19 protein-coding genes are annotated in these 21,954 nt (G+C 63.7%); 12 read left to right on the top strand and 7 right to left on the bottom strand.

What is annotated here, in order from left to right; translation table 11 throughout:
* Positions 1 to 2: 2 nt before the first annotated feature.
* On the bottom strand, positions 3 to 1,316 hold the full coding sequence (locus tag OU682_RS13435; RefSeq protein WP_268942658.1) for an MFS transporter: 1,314 nt from the start codon (positions 1,314 to 1,316) through the stop codon (positions 3 to 5).
* A 142-nt stretch (positions 1,317 to 1,458) separates the two neighbouring features.
* Here OU682_RS13435 and OU682_RS13430 point away from each other — a divergent pair, with 142 nt between their 5' ends.
* The 5 genes from OU682_RS13430 to OU682_RS13410 all read left to right on the top strand — a co-directional run bounded on the left by OU682_RS13430 (position 1,459) and on the right by OU682_RS13410 (position 8,853).
* Positions 1,459 to 2,376 carry a LysR family transcriptional regulator gene (locus tag OU682_RS13430; protein ID WP_268942657.1) on the top strand — a complete coding sequence of 306 codons (918 nt, stop codon included), beginning with the start codon at positions 1,459 to 1,461 and terminating at the stop codon, positions 2,374 to 2,376.
* Between the two features lie 1,098 nt (positions 2,377 to 3,474).
* Entirely contained in the window at positions 3,475 to 4,164 is a 690-nt protein-coding gene (locus tag OU682_RS13425; RefSeq protein ID WP_268942656.1) for a hypothetical protein, read from the top strand.
* Entirely contained in the window at positions 4,161 to 6,353 is a 2,193-nt protein-coding gene (locus OU682_RS13420) for a TnsB C-terminal domain-containing protein (protein WP_268942655.1), read from the top strand. The genes OU682_RS13425 and OU682_RS13420 overlap by 4 nt, the downstream gene beginning before the upstream one ends.
* 5 nt (positions 6,354 to 6,358) lie before the next feature.
* The gene (locus tag OU682_RS13415) at positions 6,359 to 7,354 is read left to right on the top strand and encodes a TniB family NTP-binding protein (protein WP_268942654.1); all 996 of its coding nucleotides are present in this window, start codon (positions 6,359 to 6,361) and stop codon (positions 7,352 to 7,354) included.
* Positions 7,351 to 8,853 (top strand): TniQ family protein, encoded by a 1,503-nt coding sequence (locus OU682_RS13410; protein WP_268942652.1) that lies wholly within the window; start codon positions 7,351 to 7,353, stop codon positions 8,851 to 8,853. Before OU682_RS13415 ends, OU682_RS13410 begins: the two co-directional genes overlap by 4 nt.
* Positions 8,854 to 9,273: 420 nt before the next feature.
* On the opposite strand, the gene OU682_RS13400 is transcribed toward OU682_RS13410, so the two are convergent.
* Entirely contained in the window at positions 9,274 to 9,744 is a 471-nt protein-coding gene (locus OU682_RS13400; RefSeq protein ID WP_268942651.1) for a hypothetical protein, read from the bottom strand.
* Positions 9,745 to 9,966: 222 nt separating this feature from the next.
* Between OU682_RS13400 and OU682_RS13395 the strand changes: the two genes are divergently transcribed.
* From OU682_RS13395 to fabI, 6 genes are read left to right on the top strand one after another with little or no spacing between them, the layout of a single operon-like run.
* Positions 9,967 to 12,216 (top strand): DUF3141 domain-containing protein, encoded by a 2,250-nt coding sequence (locus OU682_RS13395; protein WP_268942650.1) that lies wholly within the window; start codon positions 9,967 to 9,969, stop codon positions 12,214 to 12,216.
* Between the two features lie 12 nt (positions 12,217 to 12,228).
* Complete coding sequence (locus OU682_RS13390; RefSeq protein WP_268942649.1) at positions 12,229 to 12,879, top strand: CoA transferase subunit A; 651 nt, start codon at positions 12,229 to 12,231, stop codon at positions 12,877 to 12,879.
* 2 nt (positions 12,880 to 12,881) lie between these two features.
* Positions 12,882 to 13,538 carry a 3-oxoacid CoA-transferase subunit B gene (locus OU682_RS13385; protein WP_268942648.1) on the top strand — a complete coding sequence of 219 codons (657 nt, stop codon included), beginning with the start codon at positions 12,882 to 12,884 and terminating at the stop codon, positions 13,536 to 13,538.
* Positions 13,535 to 14,581 (top strand): phosphate acetyltransferase, encoded by a 1,047-nt coding sequence (locus OU682_RS13380; RefSeq protein ID WP_268942647.1) that lies wholly within the window; start codon positions 13,535 to 13,537, stop codon positions 14,579 to 14,581. Before OU682_RS13385 ends, OU682_RS13380 begins: the two co-directional genes overlap by 4 nt.
* A complete protein-coding gene (locus OU682_RS13375; RefSeq protein WP_268942646.1) occupies positions 14,578 to 15,768 on the top strand; it encodes an acetate/propionate family kinase in 1,191 nt (396 codons plus the stop codon). Before OU682_RS13380 ends, OU682_RS13375 begins: the two co-directional genes overlap by 4 nt.
* Positions 15,769 to 15,782: 14 nt before the next feature.
* Positions 15,783 to 16,568 carry an enoyl-ACP reductase FabI gene (gene fabI / locus OU682_RS13370; RefSeq protein WP_268942645.1) on the top strand — a complete coding sequence of 262 codons (786 nt, stop codon included), beginning with the start codon at positions 15,783 to 15,785 and terminating at the stop codon, positions 16,566 to 16,568.
* A 191-nt stretch (positions 16,569 to 16,759) separates the two neighbouring features.
* Here fabI and OU682_RS13365 read toward each other — a convergent pair whose 3' ends face one another.
* The 4 genes from OU682_RS13365 to pyrC all read right to left on the bottom strand — a co-directional run bounded on the left by OU682_RS13365 (position 16,760) and on the right by pyrC (position 20,413).
* Positions 16,760 to 17,104: a DMT family protein gene (locus OU682_RS13365; RefSeq protein ID WP_268942644.1), complete on the bottom strand. Its 345-nt coding sequence runs from the start codon at positions 17,102 to 17,104 to the stop codon at positions 16,760 to 16,762.
* Between the two features lie 2 nt (positions 17,105 to 17,106).
* Entirely contained in the window at positions 17,107 to 18,594 is a 1,488-nt protein-coding gene (locus OU682_RS13360) for a replicative DNA helicase (protein ID WP_268942643.1), read from the bottom strand.
* 107 nt (positions 18,595 to 18,701) lie between these two features.
* Complete coding sequence (locus OU682_RS13355; RefSeq protein WP_268942642.1) at positions 18,702 to 19,373, bottom strand: orotate phosphoribosyltransferase; 672 nt, start codon at positions 19,371 to 19,373, stop codon at positions 18,702 to 18,704.
* Positions 19,373 to 20,413, bottom strand: coding sequence for a dihydroorotase (gene pyrC / locus OU682_RS13350; RefSeq protein WP_268942641.1), 1,041 nt, complete (start codon positions 20,411 to 20,413; stop codon positions 19,373 to 19,375). The genes OU682_RS13355 and pyrC overlap by 1 nt, the downstream gene beginning before the upstream one ends.
* 134 nt (positions 20,414 to 20,547) lie before the next feature.
* On the opposite strand from pyrC, the gene OU682_RS13345 reads away from it, so the two are divergent.
* Positions 20,548 to 20,847, top strand: a complete 300-nt coding sequence (locus OU682_RS13345; RefSeq protein WP_268942640.1) for an antibiotic ABC transporter — start codon at positions 20,548 to 20,550, stop codon at positions 20,845 to 20,847.
* Between the two features lie 48 nt (positions 20,848 to 20,895).
* Here the strand turns inward: OU682_RS13345 and gap are convergent, their stop codons facing one another.
* The gene (gene gap, locus OU682_RS13340) at positions 20,896 to 21,897 is read right to left on the bottom strand and encodes a type I glyceraldehyde-3-phosphate dehydrogenase (RefSeq protein ID WP_268942639.1); all 1,002 of its coding nucleotides are present in this window, start codon (positions 21,895 to 21,897) and stop codon (positions 20,896 to 20,898) included.
* Positions 21,898 to 21,954 lie beyond the last annotated feature (57 nt).

Here is a 21,954-nt window from a genome sequence, read left to right as displayed (position 1 = left end):
GCTCAGCCTTTTTGAATGGCGGTGGAGGTAGGAGCAGGAACGTCTTTGCGTGCCGTGCCTGCAATGATCAGGGTGACGATGGCCGACAGGACGAGAAGGCTGGCGACGAAGTAGAGGCCCCACTCGAAGCTTCCCGTGCTTTCCTTGATCAGGCCGATGGCATAGGGACCCACAAACCCACCGAGGTTCCCAAGCGAGTTGATCGTGGCAATGCCGGTTGCGGCAGCCGATCCCGACAGGAACATGGTGGGCATAGACCACAGTGGCGGCTTGGCGGCACTGACGCCGGCATTCACCAGCACCAGAGCCAGCACGACCGCGACCAGAGACACAGCAAAGCCTGCAAAGAACAACCCGAGGCCAGCAGCCAGGCAGGCGAGCGTCACATGCCAGGTGCGTTCGCCGGTGCGGTCGGAGTGGCGCGACCAAGTATACATGGCGATGACGGCGAAGATCGGCGGGATGGCGTTGACAAGGCCGGTCTGGAACGAGGTCAGGCCAAGTGCATTCAGCATCTGCGGTGCCCAGATCCCCAGCGTGTAGAGGCCAGCGGACGTCCCGAAGTAGACCAGCGACAGCGCCAGCACACGGGGATCGGTCATCCCCTTCAGGATCGAGTGGCTGGCCCCGGCCTTGTCCTTGGCCGCACGTTCGGCATTCATGGTGCCGGACAGCCATTCGCGCTCTTCGGCATCCAGCCATTTGGCCTTTTCCGGGCGGTCGGTCATGTAGAACAGGACGACGACACCCAGGATCAGGGCCGGGATTGCCTCCAGCACAAACATCCACTGCCAGCCGTGCCAGCCCGCAAGACCGTCCATCTCAAGCAGCGCGCCCGAGATTGGCGAACCGAGCGCAACTGAGATTGGCGCGGCAGCCATGAAGAGTGCTGTTACCTGGGCGCGGCTCTTCGCCGGGAACCAGTAGCTGAGATAAAGGATGATCCCCGGGAAGAACCCGGCCTCAGCGGCGCCCAGCAGAAAGCGCAGAATATAGAAGCTGGTCGGCCCTTGGACGAAAGCCATGGCCCCCGAGATCAGCCCCCAGGTGATCATCACCCGTGCGATCCACAGTCGAGCACCAAACTTTTCCAAGGCCAGGTTCGAGGGCACTTCGAACAGGAAGTAGCCGATGAAGAACAGGCCCGCCCCGAAGCCGAAGATCGAGGGCGACAGGCCCACGTCCTCGTTCATGTGGATGGCGGCAAAGCCTACATTCACGCGATCAAGGAACGCGATGAAGTAGAGCAGCATGATGAAGGGAATAATACGCCATGAGATTTTTCTCATGACGCGCTTTTCGAGCGCATCGCTCATGTGATCCTCCCGGATATGGAAAGCGCTCTCCTCAGCGCTCCTGGAAAATACCAAACCGGCCGGTCTTCCCTCAATCGTTCAAGAACTGTATACTGAAATGATATAATCTGGTGGCATCACGTGGAGATAACCCGGTGGTATCATGGATTTGAAGCAGTTGCGTTGCGCCGTTGCAGTGGCCGACGAGATGCATTTCGGCCGTGCAGCTGCCCGATTGGAGATGATGCCCGCCGCTTTAGGGCGTTCTGTTAGACAGCTTGAAGACGGCTTGGGTGTGCAGATCTTCGAGCGCACCACGCGTTCAGTGATCATCACCTCCGAAGGATTGCGGGTTCTAAAAGAGGCCCGTGCCCTACTGGACCAAGCGGACGCTGCAGAGACCCGTTGGCGCAAGCTGGGCCGCAAGAGCGGTCAGGTGCTGCGGCTTGGCGCAATTGATACGGCCGCCAGCGTGCTTGTTCCGCGGCTGTTGCAGGCTGTCCATGCCGTTCATCCGGACCTGCGCATCCAGCTGGTCGAGGAACGCTCCATCAAGCTGATCCCTCGGCTTCTGGCCGGCAATTTGGACCTGGCCCTGGTCAGGCCGGGCCTGAAGCCCTTCCACCGCCGCCTGCGCGGGCATCTGCTGCTCCACGAAAGTCCGGTCGTGGTTCTGCCGCCTGGTCACTCCCTAGCCGGTCGGGAGAGCGTCAGGGTCCAGGAACTGGCTGATACGCCGCTGATCGTGCCGGACCGGCGGTCGCGTCCGCACAGCCATGACCTGGTCCTGGCCTTGTTCGAACAGGAGGGCATTGAGCCGCACATCATCCAGAACGCCGATGAAAAGCAGACCATGCTGAACATGGTGGCGGCAGGGATCGGGGCTGCCATCGTGCCGCGCTGGTGGTCAGGACTGGTGCCGCGTGGCGCGCATGTCTGCGGGCTGGAGATCAGCAACGATAATTCCCGCGCCAAGTTGCCACTTCATGTCGTTTGGCCTCGCGACGTGCGCGATCCCTCACGTGATACCGTGGTCGAGGTCTTGCTGTCGCTTACCGAAGAGCTTTCGGCCTTGGCTTGATCAGGGCGAGAAGTGCCTTTCTGGACAGGACGAGCGGAGCGTATGGCGAGAAAATCAGGCCGGCGCACCTTTCAGGCCTAGCAGAGTGCGCACATCAGAACGGTTACAATATCCAACGAGAACTCTATCAGAATGCGCCGGATCTTGCTGACCTGTTCAGCGCAGGACACCGCTAGCTCGCCTCTACCTAGAAACTAGCTATTCTCCAGCCTCACGCGAACATGGCTGCCCAGGAAGGCACCTATTATACCAAAACGGAGCCTGATGCCGTCCCGCCTCCAGCACAGAGAACCGATGGGCATCTCGCCCGAACAGGCGGTTGGCCGTTTGGCACATGACCATCAGGTTCTCGGGACCGGGCGGATCCCACTCAGGATACCCCCTACGGTTTGGTTCACAAGGTGCGGCTTGATCAGCCCGCTGGGGAGGCACTGACCCAGCCAGGTCGCAATTCGATGATGCGATCTAAGTGGTGAGGAGCGACGATCCGCCTGATTCGTGTAGAAAAAAGTAAATCTGGAGCGGAAGGAGGCTCTCCACAGGCTGTTGGATCACGTTGTCCTCTCGAACCCGTCACTGACATGATTGGATGTGGGAAGGAGGTAGTTGTCTTCTTCCTCCTGCGAAAAACACAGCCTCACCGGCTCAGACTTGCCTGCCCACTATCCCAATGCTCTTTGAGCCTCCCACGTTTGCTCGCCGCCAGCGCATGAGCAGGTCTAAAAACCCATGACGTCGGGATTTGCGAAAAAATTTTCTGATGTGGATCAGCCTCTTGGAAGAACAGGACGTTCCCCCGCTTGGTTGTGGATAACCTTGTCAAGTGGCTTTCTTTTTTCAGAGGGACTCAGAATCAATAGAGCCATCTACAACGGCACTGAGGTGACCTTCCGAACAGATCAGCCCATGAAAAGAAGAAGCCCGGCACAGGGCCGGGCGGAAAGTTGACGGGCGAACCCGTAGATCAACCTTCAAGGTAAGCTCTCGATAGAAGAGCGCAAGTGGTTCCGTCGACATTTCCAGCAACTTCATCCTATCCCAGCCTGCACCGGTCTTCGGAGCAGGGTTCCCGTCATATTGTCGAAGGAAATCCCATCCATGAAGCTTCCGGCTTCTACGTTTTACCTGCCCGAGCCGGCGAACAGCCGCGCCGTCCGCGCCATTCCGAAGGCGTCGCAGGGTCACTTCGTCGGAGAATTTGTCTTCGGCGTGGAGAAGCCGCAGCGCGTCCGCTTCGAAAGCCTGCTCGAGTTCAAGGCGGCGCTCTGCACCGTTTACCGCCCCGGCTTCGTTGACCTGGAAGAACAGATCGCGCCGATCACTTTCCGCAAGCCAGACGGTGAGATCGGCCATCATCATCTCGATTACAGGGCAACCTTCGAAGGAGGCATGCGGATCGGGATCGTCGTGAAGCCATTCTATATCGCTACTCGTTCGACGTTCCGCGCCGAGATCATGGCTGTGGCGGGAGTTGCCGTGCCCGCTGTTGTGGACAGGATAGTCGTGGTCACGGAACGGCACATTCACCCGGTCGAACTTTTCAACGCTAATCTGTTTCACGCCGCCCGTCGGCCTGTCGAGGAAGAGGACATGGCGATCCGCCACCGCGCTGCTCGACTGCAGACGCCTGTTACGGTGGAACATTTGATGGAGCAGGGCCGTCAGGATGGGGTGACCTTGTTCGGCATCGCGCGGACTATCCACCGCGGCGGTCTGAGACTCGTCCGCAAGGAGCGCATCGATGGTCGAGCTCTGATCGCCGCCAATGATGCCAAGGCAGCGGCATGAGCTGCCATCTTGCGGTTTCGGCGCAGGTTCCTGTCGAAAAAGGCGCCGTGTTCGAGCTGAACAACCGCCGCGGCAAGGTCGCGGAGCTTCGCACTACGTCCTGCCTCGTCGTTTGGGACGAGTTCGTCGATCCCGACACGGGCGAAGTATTGCCTGCTATCTCCGGCACCGTGTCCCATAGCGATTTCTGCCGCTACGATCTGAATGGGCGCTTGAGCATTATCCGTCGCCCCTCCGCGGCTGCAGCCGAGGGTCAACGTGACCGGAGCCACCGCACCAAGGCGGAAATTGCGCGCATGAGGCAGCGCTATTGCTATGTTTCCGCAGCGCAGCAGATGATCTCCGACGGCGACATGGACGAAACCCGAGCCGGCTTCATCGCGCGTGGCCGCGCTCTCATCGGTCTCGGCACATTCTACTACAACGAGTATCTAGAGAAGGCGGCCGGGGCGTCAGGTAGACGGGGCGGCGCAAAGGTGAACCTGGGGGATCATTCTGCCCTGCCAAAATCCCCGGCCAACATCTACAAGTGGTATTGTGCCTTCCGGCGCGGTGGCCAGAACGCCCTGTTCGACAGGTATATCAGTTCTGGAAACCGCAGGAATCGCTATACGGAGGCTGAACAGGCGCTTGTTCAATCGGTGATACGTCAACGACTGGACGAAGAGCGTTGCTCGATCGCGTCCATCGTGGACAGCGTGAGAGCGGTTTTTGATGTCCGGAATGAGGAGGCTGCACGGAGCAACCCGCCTGGCCAGTTCCTCAACAGACCGGGTTACGATTTCATCCATAGCGCCATCGATGCACTTGCCCCGCTCGACCATGCCATTCGAACCCGGGGCCTGAAGGTCGCGTATCGCGACATGCATGCCTTGGGGGTCGGGGTGAAAACCAGCCGTGCGCTCGAGCGGGTGGAGATCGATGAATACACATTCGATCTCATGGTCATCCTGAAGGGACTCGGGGTCTGGGACTGGCTCCGTCCTGAGGAACGGTCGATGCTCGGGCTGGATGGATCGACCCGTCGCGTCGTCCTCTCCGCGGCCCTCGATGTCCATACTCGTTGCATCGTCGGCATGCAGATCTCCGCAAGCGGAACGACGTCTCTTCTGCGGGAGACCGTCGAGATGATTTTCATGGACAAGACGCCAATCGCAGATGCGGTCGGCGCGCACGAGCCATGGGACATGCATGGCCGTCCCGAGACGATCGTGCTCGACCGCGGTCCAAACTACGTTGGCGACGAGGTCTATGACCTTCTGGCAGACCTCGGCATCGTTAATCTCGGCGCACCCGCCAGGAAGCCTTGGCTTCGTCCGTTCATCGAGCGGCTCTTCAAGACAATCCATCTCGGCTTCGCGCAACGATTCTCCGGGCGCACTTTCAGCGACGTCGTCGCCCGGGGAGAGAATGACCCGGCGGGTCGCGCGTCGATGACGATCGATGAATTCCTTCACTGGCTGGTGCGATGGATCGTCGATATCTACCACAATACGGAACATGCCGGTCTTCTTGGCCGCACGCCTGCCGAGGCCTGGACGCAGTCCCAGGCTAGTTCGCGTCTCCAGGCTGTCTCGCGCGAAGAACTGCGCAAGGTCTTCGGAATTCGCCGGTCTCGCAAGCTCGGCCTATCCGGCATCACCATGATGCACATCCGCTACCAGTCCGATGACCTGATGAAGATCTACTATGCGCCGCCCAACCGGCCGAAGTCCTTGGAGGTGGCCTGGTGGCCCCATGACATCGGCACGATCTCTGTCAAGGTCGGGCCGGACCGCTGGATGAATGTCACGGCGGCGGATCCGATGTGGATCGGCAAGTCCTTCGATGACCTGATGATGGTTCGCCACAGGCTCACAGGCGAACGTGACCGCTCAGATGCCGTAAAGGCGCGGGCGCTGGCGGACCTGGATGCAGCGGCTCATCGAGGCAAGGCACTCCGGGGATTGCTGCCGACTGTCGTCACGGACGGGACCTACGACCGCTATGAAGCCGACTTCATGCGCTTCATGTCGACGGCCGAGCGCGAGTTCGACGTGCCCGAGCACATCGACCTGTTCGACGGCATTATCGACCATCAAGCCGCTGCACCTGACGCCGACATGTCGCTGATGCCGTCAGCCACCCCGACCGCCTTTCCGCTCACCACCTCGACGTCCTTAGACGACGATGACGACATCATGGAATGAAGACGATGATCAAGTTCGATGCACAGCCCTCAACCCCGATCGCGGCCCCGCCCGCGCCGCACGATCTGCCGGGCCGCATCGCGTGGTTGGATGCCCGCTACCTCAAGAATGCCCGCGACGACGAGTTTCAGGAGTGCCTGCGCGACATCCTCCAGGTCGGCTCCGATGGCGCGCTGCTGCCAACCCCCATCCGCGATCCTCTGAACGGAGAGACGAGAGGCATGCAGGTCATTGGCGCATCCGGGGACGGCAAGTCCGTCATGATTCAGCGCAACCTGTCCGCACTGCCGGGCTTCGTGGAAATGAAAGCTGGCACCGTCGGCAACTATCTCCACATCACCGTGTCCCCGGAAGCCACGATCAAGAGCCTCGCTTCAGATATCGCGGCTGCTACGGGATATGGTCGGCTGGCGGAACGAGCAAAGACACATGAAACATGGGCTGTCGTCCGCCATCGCCTCAAGAAGTTCGAGATTGCGATGCTGTGGATCGACGAAGCACATCACCTGCTGCGGGGAGGGACAGGGCGAGATGTTGCCGGAGCCCTCCAGACCCTGAAGAACCTGTTGCAGGGGGAGGGGGCTGTCGCCGTCATCCTGTCCGGCGTGCACCACCTCGAAGACCGCATCGCAGCGGATCCCGAGACGTTTCGTCGTTATCGCCTGCGCCAGCGCCTCCAGTCCCTCGCCGCGGGAGGTGGGGACATGCAGCTGCTGAGGCGCTTCATCGAAAAATGCTGCCAGAAGCTTGATCTTTCGCTTCCAGACGATCCTTCCTTCGCTGAGCGTGTCGTATTTTCACAGACTGGTGGCCTAGGCCGCTCGATCATCTTCGCCAAGATGACCATTCGTCGTGCGCTGGTTAATCGAAAGGAAGGCGTAAGTATCGAGGATGCGCGCCGGACCTGGATTCTGAACGGCGGAGAAGACAGCGGGCCGAGCCCCTTCGATCCCATGCCCTGGTCGGACCTGCGCAAGCTTCTCGAAGAGGGAGGTTGGTGACGAAGTTGTTGACGCCCTATATTCCTTACGATGCGGCTGAGACTGTCCAGTCCTATGCCGCTCGCCTTTCCTTCTTCCATACCGGACAAGGCACGTCGCGCCTGCTCGAAGATTGCGGGGTGAGGCCGGCGCGCTTCGCAGCAGGGCACCATGACGAGGTAGCCAAATTTGCTGCTGCGGTGGGTGAAGATATCAGTGGCCTCCAGGCTGGCACGGTCCGCACATACTCTCGTTATAATTCCTTCCGGGAGGAGGATTTCTCGAGGAATGTCCTGTCAACCCACGTGCGGCAGTTCTGCCCGCATTGTTTGCGCGAGGATGGGCCGCCCGCCGAATGGCGCCACCGGCTCATCTGGTGCTTTCTGCCAATCCCGATCTGCCTGCGGCACCGCTCCAGCCTCGTGGAGGTTACGCCTGGGGACGCGGCCGATATTCGCGATGCCGTCGCGTGTGTCGGGGGCCTTGATGTGGCTGAGACGTCGACGTCTTACGCTGAGGGCGGTCGACATGTTGCTTGGCTGCAGGCGCGCCTGTCGTCTTCGGCTCGTCATGGCTGGCTGGATGAACAGAGCATCGAGCAGGTGCTGAACGCATCCGAGATGCTCGGGATCGTCCTGGAGCACGGGCAGGGCGCCCGTCCCGGGCGCCTGTCACGGCAGGAAAGGAGTTCCGCATCGGAAACTGGTTTCGGCATATATGAGGAAGGCGCCGACGCGGTCTACGGGGCGCTCGACGAGATACGGAGAAGCGCGTCAGCCACAGCCGTTCATGCCGGACCATTGGCGATGTATGGATCCCTCTACGACTGGCTCGATCGTCGGTCGCAGTTGATCGCCGCGGGACCTGTTCGCGACATCCTGCGCGAGCACATCCTGAACCACGATGCTTACGCGCCAGGCGAGAGGCTGCTGGGCGAGCCGGTGGCGCAGCGGCGCCTGCATTCGGTGATCAGCCTTGCGACGACGCTGAAGGTCAACCGCCGGCGCATGTCCCGCCTGCTGCAGAAGCTGGGGCTTGTGCCCGAGGGCGCTACGGACGGTGAAAGCGGACGCCTTGTATTTCCCGTTGAGGAGGTGGAACAGCTTATCAAGGATTACGAGACCGCAATCCCGCTTGCCCTGGTGCCCGAATACATCGGAGGCACACAGAGCCAGACTCTGGCCTTGTATCGGGCCGGGGTCTTGCCGCCCGTCATCCCGGCCGACGCGCCGGGTGCCGTGCGGCGGGTCATTTTCGCACGGCGCGTTCTGGATGATCTGCTCTCTCAGATCGGGGAGCTCCCACCGCTCGATGATACGCAGCATGAGAAGGTTCTATCCATCGGAGAAGCTTGCCAACGTCACGGCGGCCGCGCCGAGGATCTGACGCAGGCCGTGCTTGCAAGGAAAGATGGGGCCTTTCGCCTACCAGGGGATGCCCGCCTTCACGCTGTTCGAGTCAGCGTCTCGGGTCTGGCGGCTGCACGAAATTCAGGGAGGCACGTTAGCGACGGGCCTTAGCAATCCTCTTGTTCAACTCAATGACCTTGTCGCAGGGCCCGTATATACGGGCCCTTTTTCTTTCGCATGGTTCGAAGCGCGTGAAGAACTATGTCCCGAACTGGAAAAACCTTTGCCCCCAGATCAGAATGAGCCATTGTTTTCGTTGGTAGAAATTTGAATCTCGGCACTAACTACGCCCGGAATAACAAGGGTGTTGTTCGGGGCATAGTTGCTGCCGGCTGGGGTAATTTAGTCCAGTTCGGGGCAAAGGGTGAGTACACCGTCGCCTTCATGCCGACCGCCTTCGGGCGTCCATTCCGATGAACTTCTCGCGGCGGTGATCCTGACCCGGCTGTATCCCCATGCGGCGATCGTCAGGACCCGAGAGCCATCTTGGATCACCCGCGCGCCGGACCGGGCGATTAACGGCGTCAGTTGTCACACGCGCTTCGGTTCCCAGTTGAGATAAAGACCGACATCGCCGGGCATGCCGCCGGGGAAGTTGATGATCATGGCCTTCAGCTTGTAGCCCTTGGGCTGCAGGTTCTCCTTGAATCCCTCGTACAGCTCCCGGGCCTTGCCCTGCAGGGTGTCCGGCCACTGCGGATCGCTGTTGTTGATCGCGCGACCGCGGTCCGTGCAAAGGTCCGACGGAAAGCTGTAGATCATCGCCTCCAGCTGACCTTTCGCCACTGCGTTCATCACCAGGCGGCGGATCAGCTCGCGCTCCTTGTCGGTCACGTGGCCCTTGAGGAAGTCTTCGGCCGCCGCCGCCCGGGTCCGCTGCTCGACCTCGCGTGCCTTCTCGCGCTGCTCCATCTCCTCCATCTCCTTCTGGAGAAGAGTCATGCGCAGCTCCTCTGCCGTCGGGACGGGCGCGTTCGGATCCGTTTCCTGTTTCGTCGCCATTGATGGGTTTCTCCTGGGTCGGGTTGCCGCCGGGAAGGTCGCTCCCGGAAAGCCTGCTGCACAGCTTACCTTCCGCCGCGGGCGAGTAACGGGGTTAACAGTAACTAACATAGGTAGACTGGGACCGCGGCTGACACGAAGGATAGGGTCCAGACTCAGTATCAAGGGGCCGCTTCGCACGGATTCCGCGCGCCTGCCCCGATTTCAGCGACGGGGCCACGCATGTCCGAAAAACAACCTTCCGCCGGCCTCAAGTCGATCATGGCCTTTCCCAACGCGGCCGCCGAATACGCGATCGACGCCTGGCAGCGATCGATCCTGTTCCAGGACGTGATGCTCCGGCGCGCCGAGCAGTACCGAGAGCACGCGGCCCAGACCGTGCCGCACGTCTTGGACTACGAGGCCGAGCCAATCCTCGACGGGCGGATGCTTGCGCGCCCGGTCAATTATGGCCTCGTCCGTATCGTGCCCACGGGGGCCGCGGCGCCTGATCCCCGCAAGAGGCCATTCGTCGTCGTCGATCCCCGCGCCGGTCACGGCCCCGGCATCGGCGGCTTCAAGGCCGACAGCGAGATCGGCGTGGCGATGAAGGCGGGCCACCCATGCTATTTCGTCGGCTTTGCGCCCGAACCGGTGCCCGGCCAGACGATCGAGGACATCGTGCAGGCCGAGGCGAAGTTCCTGGAAACGGTGATCGCGCGCCATCCCGAGGCCGAGGGAAAACCCTGCGTCATCGGCAACTGCCAGGCGGGCTGGTCGATCATGATGGTTGCGGCGCTTCGCCCCGAGCTGTTCGGGCCGATCATCGTCGCGGGCACGCCGCTTTCCTATTGGGCAGGGGTCCGGGGGCAGTACCCGATGCGCTACACCGGCGGCCTGCTGGGCGGCAGCTGGCTGACGGCCCTGACCGGCGATCTGGGCCGCGGCAAGTTCGACGGCGCGTGGCTGGTGCAGAACTTCGAGAACCAGAACCCGGCGAACACGCTCTGGGCCAAGCAGTACAACCTCTGGTCCAAGATCGACACCGAGGCGGCGCGCTATCTCGGCTTCGAGAAGTGGTGGGGCGGGCACGTCATGCTCAATGCCGAGGAAATGGAGTTCATCGTTGACGAGCTTTTCGTGGGCAACAACCTGGCGGCGGGGGGGATCCGCGCATCCGACGGCACCGCGATCGACCTGCGCAACATCCGCTCGCCGATCCTGGTGTTCTGCTCCAAGGGCGACAATGTCACGCCGCCGCAGCAGGCGCTCGGCTGGATCCTCGATCTCTACGACAACGTCGACGAGATCCGCGCCTATGGGCAGACCATCGTCTATACCGTGCACGACAAGATCGGGCACCTGGGCATCTTCGTGTCGAGCGGCGTGGCGCGCAAGGAGCACGACGAGTTCGCGTCGAACATCGACCTGATCGACGTACTGCCGCCGGGTCTCTACGAGGCGATCCTGGAACCGAAGGGCGAGGCGGTGGACAACCCCGAGCTTGTCACCGGCCAGTGGGTCATGCGCTGCGAGGCGCGCACGCTTGACGACATCCGCGCCATGGGCGGCAACAGCCTAGAGGACGAGCGCATGTTCGCGGCGGCTGCGCGAGCGTCGGAGATCAACCTCGCGCTCTATCGCACCTTCGCGCAGCCGGTCGTGCGGGCGATGGTCTCGCCGCTGATGGCCGAAGCCATGCGCCGGCTGCACCCGCTGCGCCTCCAGTACGAGATGATGAGCCCCGCCAATCCCTTCGCGGCCTGGATCGCCGCCGCCGCGGAAACGGTGCGCGAGAACCGCCAGCCCGCGACCGAAAGCAATCCGTTCGTGGCGCTGCAGGAGCAGTTCTCGCGGCAGATCGTCGAGGGGCTCGACGGCTTCCGCCAAGCGGCCGAGCGGATGGCGGAGGAGACGTTCCACGCCATCTACGGGCAGCGCGCATTGCAATCGGCCCTTGGCATCGACACGGCTTCGGACCAGCCGCCGCGCAGAGCGGCCAAGAGCATGCTGCACCGCGCGCTTGTGGAGCGTCGGATCGCGGAACTCAGGAGCGGCATGGGCAGGGGCGGTATCCGCGAGGCCCTGGCGCGCGCGCTTTTCTATGCGGGCTCGCCGCGGGGCGGTGCGGACGAGCGCGGTTTCGAAGCGATCCGGCGCCTGCGCAGTTCGCGGCCGGCCGAGGCGACACTGAAGCTGCCGGAGTTCAAGGCGATGCTGCGTGAGCAGTTCCTGATGCTGCTGATCGACGAGGACGCGGCCCTTGGGGCCATCCCCGAGATCCTGCCCGCGGATGAAGGCGAGCGCCGCGCCGCCTTTGACCTTCTTCGCGACATCCTGTCCGCCGCCGACGAGCCGGAAGGCGAGGTCGCCGTCCGCCTGCGGCATGTGGCCGATCTCTTCGGGATCACCGAGCCCTCGGTCACGCAGCGGCGCAGCGCCGGCCGTGCGGCACAGCGATCGGGCGCGGGCCAGACGCGTGCCGGCGACTGAAGGTCGGGAGGGATGAAGACGGCGATCAGGCCCGAGGTGGCGGCAGAGATGATCGGCGAGGGCAGCACGCTTCTTGTCGGCGGCTTCATGGGCGTCGGCTCGCCGCTGCGGCTGATCGAGGCCATTCGCAACCGCGGCACGGGCGGACTGACGATCGTCTGCAACGATCTCTGCACGCCGGACAGGGCAGTCGGAACGCTGGTGGTCTCGGGCCAGGTGCGGCGGGCGATTGTCTCGCACATCGGTCTCAACCCGGTCGCGCAGAAGAAGATGATGGCGGGCGAGATGGAGATCGAACTGGTGCCGCAGGGCACGCTGGTCGAGCGGATCCGGGCCGGCGGCTATGGGCTTGGCGGGGTGCTGACGGCGACGGGTCTTGGAACCCCGGTGGAGGAGGGCAAGCAGGTCGTCGAGGTGGACGGCAGGCGCTACCTTCTGGAGCGACCGATCCGCGGAGATTTCGCACTGCTCGCCAGCCACCATGCCGACTACGCGGGGAACCTTGCCTATGTGCTGACGGCGCACAACTTCAACCCGATCATGGCGCTGGCGGCGACAACGGTGATCGCCGAGGCCGAGCACATCGTGCCGGTGGGGATGATCCCGCCGGATGCGGTCAAGACGCCGGGGGTTCTCGTCGACCACCTGCTGGGGAGGGCGTAGCGATGGACGCCAAGGAAATCATCGCCCGCCGCGTCGCGCGCGAAATCCGCCCCGGCATGCTGGTCAACCTGGGCATCGGCCTGCCGAGCCTGGTCGCCAACTATGTGCCCGGCGACAGCGGCGTGTACTTCCAGGCCGAGAACGGCGTGATCGGCCTTGGCGCCCGGCCGCCCGAGGGAATGGCGGAGCCGAACCTCACCGACGCCGGGGGCGGCTTCGTCACCGCTGTGCCCGGCGCGGCGTCGATCGACAGCGCGATGAGCTTCGGGCTGATCCGCGGCGGACATCTCGACATGACCGTGCTGGGCGGGCTGCAGGTCGATGCGCGCGGCTACCTTGCCAACTGGACGGTGCCGGGCAGGATGGTGCCCGGCATGGGTGGCGCGATGGATCTCGTGGTCGGAGCGCGCAGGGTGGTTGTGGCAATGCTGCATACGGCGAAGGGCGAATGCAAGATCGTGCCGGAATGCACCCTCCCCCTGACGGCGGAGCGACGCGTGAGTCTTATCGTCACCGAACTGGCGGTGATCGAACCCACGGAAGCGGGCCTTGTCCTGCGAGAGCGGGGCCCCGGCATATCGGTTGATGAAATCCGGGCCGCCACCGAGGCACCGCTCCATGTCGCGGGCGATGTGCCCGAGATGGAGTTGGGCGCTTGATCGGCGTCAAGGACATGCGACCCGGTTCGCGCCAGAAACAGGGTGTCGGCCAGGCCGGCGATGGTGACAAGGAGATGACCGTGGTGCCCGAAATCCACCCCGAGGCTGCCAAGCCGTCGAAATACGACGCCCTGATCGCCATGGCGGCAAACACGCCGGACGCCGTTACCATCGTCGTCCATCCCTGCGACGAGCCTTCGTTGCGCGGACCAATTGAAGCCGCGCGCGCCGGCCTGATCGCCCCGATCTTCGTGGGACCGCAGGCGAAAATCCGGAACGTCGCGGCGGAACACGGGATCGACCTCGCAGGCTGCCAGATCGTGGACGTGCCACACAGCCACGCCGCCGCCGAGAAGGCGGTGGCGATGATCCGCGAAGGCAAGGGCGAGGTCCTGATGAAGGGCAGCCTGCATACCGACGAGCTGATGCGCGAGGTGACTTCTTCCGCGACCGGCCTGCGCACGGCGCGGCGGATCAGCCATGTCTTCGTGATGGACGTGCCGGGCCACGAGGACACGCTGTTCATCACCGACGCCGCGATCAACATCTTTCCCGACCTCGATACCAAGCGCGACATCGTGCAGAACGCCATCGACCTGCTGCTGGCCCTGGGCATCGAAAGCCCGCGCGTGGCGATCCTGTCGGCGGTCGAGACCGTCACCACCAAGATCCCCTCGACGATCGAGGCGGCGGCGCTTTGCAAGATGGCCGAGCGCGGACAGATCACCGGCGGCCTGCTTGAAGGACCGCTTGCCTTCGACAATGCCATCGACCCCGAGGCGGCACGCATCAAGGGCATCGGCGGCCCGGTGGCTGGCCGCGCGCAGGTGTTGGTCGTGCCCGATCTTGAAGCCGGCAACATGCTGGCAAAGAACCTGACCTTCCTTGCCCATGCCGACGCCGCGGGGATCGTGCTGGGCGCGCGGGTGCCGATCGTGCTGACGTCCCGCGCGGACTCGGTCCGCACGCGGATGGCCTCTTGCGCGGTGGCCGCGATCGAGGCGGCGGCGCGACGGAAGACCGCCAAGGTGGTCGCGGCATGAACGGCGCGATCCTGGTCATCAACGCGGGCTCGTCGAGCCTCAAGTTCCAGATCTTCACGATCGGGGGCGAGACGCTGGATCGCCAGGTGCGCGGCCAGATGGACGGCATCGGCCTGAAGCCGCATTTGCGCGCCTTTGCCGCCGACGGGGCCGAGATCGTCGACAGGTCCTATGCCGCGTCAGAGATTCCGGACCTGCCGGCGGCCATCGCCGAGACCGGCGCCTGGCTGAGGACGCTGGAGGGGCTCGAGCTTCGCGCCGTCGGCCACCGTGTCGTCCACGGCGGGCCGGACTACGCGGAACCGGTGCTCATCGACGAAACGGTGCTGGCGCGGCTTGCGACCTACCAGGACCTTGCGCCGCTGCACCAGCCGAACAACCTCGCGCCGATCCGGCGGGCGATGGAGATCCAGCCCGACGTGCCGCAGGTCGCCTGCTTCGACACCGCCTTTCACCGCAGTCATCCGGCTGTGGCGGACTGCTATGCCATTCCCCGCACATTCTACGATGAGGGGGTGCGGCGCTACGGCTTCCACGGTCTGTCATACGAATACATAACCGAGCGGCTGCGGGAGGTCGCCCCGGAGCATGCGGCCGGGCGGGTCATCGTCGCGCATCTGGGCAGCGGCGCGTCGATGTGTGCGCTGAAGCAAGGGCAAAGCGTCGAAAGCACGATGGGCTTCACCGCGCTGGACGGCCTGCCGATGGGCACGCGGCCGGGACAGCTTGATCCCGGCGTGGTGCTCTACCTGATCGCGCACAAGGGGATGAGCCCCGATGCCGTTTCGGATCTGCTTTATCGCGGCTCGGGGCTCAAGGCGGTGTCTGGGCTTTCCAGCGACATGCGCGTGCTGCTGGCAAGCGATGACCCGAACGCAGCCTTCGCCATCGATCTTTTCGTCCACCGCTGCGCGCTCAATGCGGGCATGCTCGCCGCCGCACTCGAGGGGCTGGACGCCTTTGTCTTCACGGCCGGTGTCGGCGAGAATTCGGCACCGATCCGCGCCTGCATCGCCCAGCGGCTGGCTTGGCTGGGCGCCGAACTCGACCCGGCGGCCAACGAGGCCGGCGCCACCCGGATATCGACCGACACAAGCCGCGTCGCGCTTTATGTCATCCCCACCGACGAGGAGCTGATGATCGCGCGCCACACGCTTGCGCTTGTCCGCGGCCTCGCGCACGCCTGAACCAGGAGCCCCGAATGACCCTTCCCACCGTCAAGGCCAAGCTGCTCGAGGGCAAGAAGGGCCTGATCGTCGGCATCGCCAACGACAGTTCCATCGCCTGGGGCTGCGCGCGCGCTTTTCACGCCCTTGGCGCTGAAGTCGCCGTCACCTACCTCAACGACAAGGCCAAGCGCTTTGTCGAGCCGCTGGCGCAAGAGGTCGAGGCGCCGATCTTCATGCCGATGGATGTCGGCGTCCCCGGTCAGCTCGAGGCTGTATTCGATCGCATCGGCGAGACCTGGGGCGAACTCGACTATCTCGTCCATTCCATCGCCTTTTCGCCGCGCGACACGCTGCAGGGCCGCGTCACCGATGCGCCGCTTGACGGTTTCCTCAAGACAATGGAGGTCTCCTGCTGGTCCTTCATTCGCATGGGCCACCTCGCCGAGCCGCTGATGAAGAACGGCGGCGCGCTCTTCACCATGACCTACTACGGCTCGCAGATGGTGGTCGAGAACTACAACATCATGGGCGTCGCCAAGGCCGCGCTCGAGAGCGCGGTCCGTTACATGGCGGCCGAGCTTGGCCCCAAGGGCATCCGCGTCCACGCGATTTCCCCCGGTCCCCTCGCCACCCGCGCCGCGTCCGGCATCCCCGAGTTCGACGAGCTTCTTGGAAAGGCGGCAAGCAAGGCGCCGACGCGCGAACTGGTCAGCATCGACGACGTTGGTGCCGCCACCGCCTTTCTCGCCCACGACGCCGCGCGGCTGATCACCGGCCAGACGCTCTACGTGGACGGCGGCTACCACATCATCGACTGAAAAGGCAGGGCTTGGCGCCGTCTTGTGGCCGCGCGTGGGGCACGCCCTTCGGGGTGCGGCGGAGCCCGCCAACTGGACGGCAGCCTGATGGTGGCACCAGCCCGTGACATTTTCATCTCTCGCACACTCCAGTGCGTCAGGAAAAGGCGCTGCCTGGCACTCGCCTGGTCACGTCTGACAGGGGGTTGGGCCTAGCCGAAATCTTGGAAAATGAACCAGGCGCCAAGGCAGATCAGGCCGAAGCCCACGCCGTGCTGCCAGCCGATCTTCTCGCCCAGGTAAAGCCACGAAAACAGCGCAAAGACCGTCAGGCTGATGACCTCCTGGATGGTCTTCAGCTGTGCCGCGCTGAAATGGCCGTGCCCGATCCGGTTCGCGGGCACCTGCAGCATGTACTCGAACAAGGCGATGGACCAGCTGACGGCGATCACCGTGACCAGCGGCGCGGTCTTGAACTTCAGATGGCCATACCAAGCCACGGTCATGAAGATGTTCGAGGCGATCAGCAGACCAATGCTGACGACGGGAACCGGCAATCCTAGTCCCACTGCGACTGACGGTCCTTCGCCAGGTTGCCAAATCGGGTGAACTGGCCTTCGAAGGACAGCTCGACCGTGCCGATGGGACCATGGCGCTGCTTGCCCAGGATCACCTCGGCCTTGCCGTGGCATTGCTCCATCACCTGCTGCCACTTGGCCATGGCATCCAGGTCGCTGTCGGACGGCTTTTCGCGTTCCTTGTAGTATTCCTCGCGGAAGACGAACATCACGATATCGGCGTCCTGCTCGATCGAGCCGGATTCGCGCAGGTCGGACAGTTGCGGGCGCTTGTCGTCGCGGTTTTCCACCTGGCGCGACAACTGCGACAGCGCGATGACGGGGATGTTCAGTTCCTTTGCGATGGCCTTCAGGCCCTGCGTGATCTCGGACACCTCGTTCACGCGGCTGTCCTTGGCGGATGCGGCCTTCAGAAGCTGAAGATAGTCCACCATCAGCACGTCCAGCCCATGCGTCCGCTTCAGCTTGCGGGCCCGGGCGGCAAGCTGGTTGATCGGCAGGGCAGGCGTGTCGTCGATGTAAAGAGGGCAGTTCTGCAGCGCGTGCGCAGCTTCGACGAAGCGGCGGAACTCGGCCTCATCCATGTTGCCGCTGCGGATGCGTTCGCTGGGAACCTCGGCGGCCTCGGACAGGATCCGGGCGGCAAGCTGTTCGGCCGACATTTCCAGGCTGAAGAAGCCGACCACGCCACCTTCGACGGTACCGATGGTGCCGTCCGGCCGTTCGCCCGTCTTGTAGGCCTTGGCGATGTTGAAGGCGATGTTGGTTGCCAGCGAGGTTTTCCCCATCGAGGGACGGCCCGCCAGGATGACCAGGTCGGAATTGTTCAGGCCACCCATCTTGGCGTCCAGGTCGATCAGCCCGGTCGAGATCCCCGACAGCTTGCCGTCGCGCTGATAGGCGGCGTTCGCAGCCTGAACCGCGCCGGTCACGGCCTTGAGGAAGGACTGGAAGCCACGCTCGGCCGTGCCTGCCTCGCCCAGCTTGTAGAGCGTCTGCTCGGCGGCCTTGATCTGCTCTTCGGCCTCGTCGCCCACCTCGACGGTGGCGGCGCGGGCCGAGATGTCCTGGCCCAACTGGATCAGCTCTCGCCGCAGGGCGAATTCGCGAATCATCTGGGCATAGTCGCGCGCGGCATAGGCACTGATCGCAGCCCCGGCGATCCGTGCCAGATAGGCCGGTCCGCCCAGCTCCTTCAGCCCTTCGTCATGTTCCAGAAAGGCCTTGATGGTGACCGGGCTGGCCAGCGCGTTCTTGCGGATCCGCTCCGCGCAGATCTCGAAAATGCGCGAATGGACCGGGTGATAGAAGTGATCGGGCTTGATGATCTGGCTGACGCGGTCAAACACGTCGTTGTTGGTCAGCAGCGCGCCCAGAAGCTGCTGTTCGGCTTCCAGCGAAAAGGGGATCGAGGCCGTCTCTTCGGCGCTGATGGTCTGGCCTGGAATGATGGCGCGCAAGTTGGCCATGGGCTGCCCCTTTTGTTCTTATTTCTGTTCTACACCCGATGCGCCACGCAGGAAACGCCGCGCAGTGCGATTTCAGGGGGTCGATCTGTGGATCGCCTGTGGATAAGTCAGGCGTTCGCGGCCTGCCATGCCCGGGGATCGGTCAGGAAGGTCTCGACTTCGGCCAGCGTTCGCTCGTCAAAGCTGGCTTGCGCCCTCGCCTCGGCCAGCACGTCCCACCAGGTGCAGAGGTGATGCAGCATCACACCATGATCGGCCAGCCGCTGCGTCGTTTCCGGGAAGATGCCGTAATAGAAGATCACCGCCGTATGGCCGCAGGTGGCACCCGTGTCGCGAATCGCATCCACGAAGGACAGCTTGCTGCCGCCATCGGTGGTCAGATCCTCGACCAGCAGCACGCGCTGACCCTCGGACATCACGCCTTCGATGCGGGCGTTTCGGCCATAGCCCTTGGGTTTCTTGCGCACATAGGTCATCGGAAGGCCCAAGCGTTCGGCGACCATGGCGGCAAAAGGGATGCCCGCTGTTTCACCGCCCGCGACGTTGTCGAAGGCCTCGAAGCCCGCATCGCGCATGACGGTCGCGGCCATGAAATCCATCAGGGTCTGGCGGACGCGGGGAAAGCTGATGATCCGGCGGCAGTCCACATAGGTCGGCCCCTTCAGCCCCGATGCATAGGTGAAGGGCGTCTCGGCATTGAAATCGACGGCCTTGATTTCCAGCAGCATCCGGGCGGACAGGCGGGCGATCTCCTCGCGCGCGGGAAAGGTCAGGCTCATCAGTCCTCCAGATGCCAGTAAAGGGGAAAGCCGGGATCGAAGAGGGTCACGGTTTCATCGCCAGCTTCGATCTGCGTGGGGTAGGCGGCGGGGATGTCGCGTTTGATCAACGTGATCCGGTCGTCGTTCGGAGGCAGGCGATAGAAGGCCGCCCCGTGCAGGCTGGTGAAACCTTCCAGCCTGTCCAGCGCGCCCTCGTCTTCGAAGACCTGCGCAAGGATCGCCATGGTGTTCGGCGCCGTGAAGCAGCCCGCGCAGCCGCAGGGCTGCAGCTTGGCGCTGTCGACATGGGGAGCGCTGTCGGTGCCCAGGAAGAAGCGCGCCTCGCCACTGGTCGCGGCCTCGCGCAGCGCCAGGCGGTGCGATTCGCGCTTGGCGACCGGCAGGCAGTAGTAATGCGGCCGGATGCCGCCAGCCAGGATCGCGTTTCGGTTGATGACCAGGTGATGCGTGGTGATCGTCGCCGCCAGGTCGTCGCCACCCGACCGGGCATAGGCCACGCCGTCGCTGGTGGTGATATGCTCCATCACCACGCGCAACCCGGGGGTGCGGCGGCGCAGCGGGTCCAGCACGCGGTCGATGAAGACGGCCTCGCGATCGAAGATGTCCACGGCCGGGTCTGTCACCTCGCCATGAACGCACAGCGTCACGCCTGCCTCGGCCATCGCCTCCAGCACGGGCTGCACGCGGTCGAAATCGGTCACGCCGCTGGCCGAGTTGGTCGTGGCACCGGCGGGATAAAGCTTCACGGCGCGGACGATGCCGCCCTGGAAGGCCGCCACCACATCGGCGGGATCCGTCGTATCGGTCAGGTACAGCGTCATCTGCGGCTGCAGCGCGGCGCCATCGGGCAGCGCGGCCAGGATGCGGTCGCGATAGGCCGCAGCCTGGGCACCCGTCACCACCGGCGGCACCAGGTTCGGCATGATGATCGCGCGGCCAAAGCCCGCGGAATGGGGTGCGACGGCGGCCAGCATCGCGCCATCGCGCAGGTGCAGGTGCCAATCGTCGGGGCGGCGAAGGGTGATGCTGTCGGTCATGGCCCGCCTCTATACACGGCGGAAGGGCGTTGCCAAGCGCGCCATGCCTAAAATGGCAGGCAGCCGTGCAACACTCGTCCTTGTTCCGACGTTCGGATCACACCAGATTGTCACAGTGATCCAAGGATGATGCCATGCACCCCATGATGCCCAGAAACCCTGTCCGTTTGTGGACGCAATTCGCCCGGATGGCGATCGAAGCGCAGATGGTGATCGGCCTTCGCACGGCGGGGATGATGGGCATCATGGCGCAGGCGCCTGGAGAGCCCTTCGTCATGGTGGCCGAAAAGCAGGCCGCCGCAACCGAGTCGCTGTTCGCCATGGCGCAGGCGGCAGCCAAGGGCCACAGTGCCGAGCGTGTCATGACCGCCGCCCTGCGCCCCTATGGCAAGCGGACCCGTGCCAATTCGCGTCGTCTGGGACGGGTCGGATAAAGGCGAACGGCGGGGTTTTCCCCCGCCGCCCGCGATCAGGTCGCGTGATCAGATCAGCTTGCCCATGGCGACAGCCGTGTCCGACATGCGGTTCGAGAAACCCCATTCGTTGTCGTACCAGGTCAGGATGCGGCACAGCCGACCCTCCATCACCTTGGTCTGATCCATGTGGAAGACCGAGGAATGCGGGTCGTGGTTGAAGTCCGACGAGACCAGCTTTTCCTCGGTATAGCCGAGGACGCCTTTCAGCGGGCCGTCGGCCGCCGCCTTGATCGCGGCGTTGATTTCCTCGACCGAGGTGTCACGCCCGGCCTCGAACACCAGATCCACGACCGAGACATTGGGCGTCGGCACGCGGATGGCCACGCCGTCCAGCTTGCCCTTCAGTTCCGGCAGCACCAGGCCCACGGCCTTGGCGGCGCCGGTCGAGGTCGGGATCATCGACAGGGCGGCGGCGCGGGCGCGGTACAGGTCCTTGTGCATCGTGTCCAGCGTCGGCTGGTCGCCGGTATAGCTGTGGATCGTGGTCATGAAGCCGCGGTTGATGCCGATGGCGTCGTTCAGCACCTTGGCGACGGGCGACAGGCAGTTGGTGGTGCAGCTGGCGTTCGAGACGACCAGATCCTCGGCAGTCAGCGTGTCGTCGTTCACGCCGAAGACGATCGTCTTGTCGGCATTGTCGCCGGGCGCCGAGATCAGCACGCGCTTGGCGCCGGTGGACAGGTGCGGCTGGACCTTGTCCTTGGACGTGAAGATGCCGGTGCATTCCATGATCACGTCGATGTCGCCCCAGGGCAGTTCGGCCGGGTTGCGGATCGCGGTCACCTTGATCGGGCCGCGGCCGACGTCGATGGAATCGCCGCTGACGGTGACCTGGGCCGGGAAGCGGCCATGCACGCTGTCATAGCGAAGCAGATGCGCGTTGGTTTCGACGGGGCCCAGGTCGTTGATCGCGACGACCTCGATATCGGTGCGGCCCGATTCGATGATGGCGCGCAGGACGTTCCGGCCGATCCGCCCGAAACCGTTGATCGCAACTTTGACAGCCATGGTTCTCTCCCTCGACCAGATGATGTTGCGTCCGTGTATCGTGCTGTTCCGACTGAT

The organism is Paracoccus benzoatiresistens (assembly GCF_026913015.1).
Classification (GTDB): domain Bacteria; phylum Pseudomonadota; class Alphaproteobacteria; order Rhodobacterales; family Rhodobacteraceae; genus Paracoccus; species Paracoccus benzoatiresistens.
Note: the sequence above shows the minus strand (reverse complement) of the source record. Positions and strands in the feature narration are given on the sequence as shown.

Bases quoted from the DNA above. Each gene is read 5' to 3' on its own strand.
- OU682_RS13360 (WP_268942643.1), bottom strand. From the start codon at position 18,594: ATGGCCAACTTGCGCGCCATCATTCCAGGCCAGACCATCAGCGCCGAA.
- OU682_RS13430 (WP_268942657.1), top strand. From the start codon at position 1,459: ATGGATTTGAAGCAGTTGCGTTGCGCCGTTGCAGTGGCCGACGAGATG.
- OU682_RS13425 (WP_268942656.1), top strand. From the start codon at position 3,475: ATGAAGCTTCCGGCTTCTACGTTTTACCTGCCCGAGCCGGCGAACAGC.
- OU682_RS13355 (WP_268942642.1), bottom strand. From the start codon at position 19,373: ATGAGCCTGACCTTTCCCGCGCGCGAGGAGATCGCCCGCCTGTCCGCC.
- gap (WP_268942639.1), bottom strand. From the start codon at position 21,897: ATGGCTGTCAAAGTTGCGATCAACGGTTTCGGGCGGATCGGCCGGAAC.
- OU682_RS13390 (WP_268942649.1), top strand. From the start codon at position 12,229: ATGAAGACGGCGATCAGGCCCGAGGTGGCGGCAGAGATGATCGGCGAG.
- OU682_RS13395 (WP_268942650.1), top strand. From the start codon at position 9,967: ATGTCCGAAAAACAACCTTCCGCCGGCCTCAAGTCGATCATGGCCTTT.
- OU682_RS13375 (WP_268942646.1), top strand. From the start codon at position 14,578: ATGAACGGCGCGATCCTGGTCATCAACGCGGGCTCGTCGAGCCTCAAG.
- fabI (WP_268942645.1), top strand. From the start codon at position 15,783: ATGACCCTTCCCACCGTCAAGGCCAAGCTGCTCGAGGGCAAGAAGGGC.
- pyrC (WP_268942641.1), bottom strand. From the start codon at position 20,413: ATGACCGACAGCATCACCCTTCGCCGCCCCGACGATTGGCACCTGCAC.
- OU682_RS13345 (WP_268942640.1), top strand. From the start codon at position 20,548: ATGCACCCCATGATGCCCAGAAACCCTGTCCGTTTGTGGACGCAATTC.
- OU682_RS13385 (WP_268942648.1), top strand. From the start codon at position 12,882: ATGGACGCCAAGGAAATCATCGCCCGCCGCGTCGCGCGCGAAATCCGC.
- OU682_RS13435 (WP_268942658.1), bottom strand. From the start codon at position 1,316: ATGAGCGATGCGCTCGAAAAGCGCGTCATGAGAAAAATCTCATGGCGT.
- OU682_RS13415 (WP_268942654.1), top strand. From the start codon at position 6,359: ATGATCAAGTTCGATGCACAGCCCTCAACCCCGATCGCGGCCCCGCCC.
- OU682_RS13420 (WP_268942655.1), top strand. From the start codon at position 4,161: ATGAGCTGCCATCTTGCGGTTTCGGCGCAGGTTCCTGTCGAAAAAGGC.
- OU682_RS13400 (WP_268942651.1), bottom strand. From the start codon at position 9,744: ATGGCGACGAAACAGGAAACGGATCCGAACGCGCCCGTCCCGACGGCA.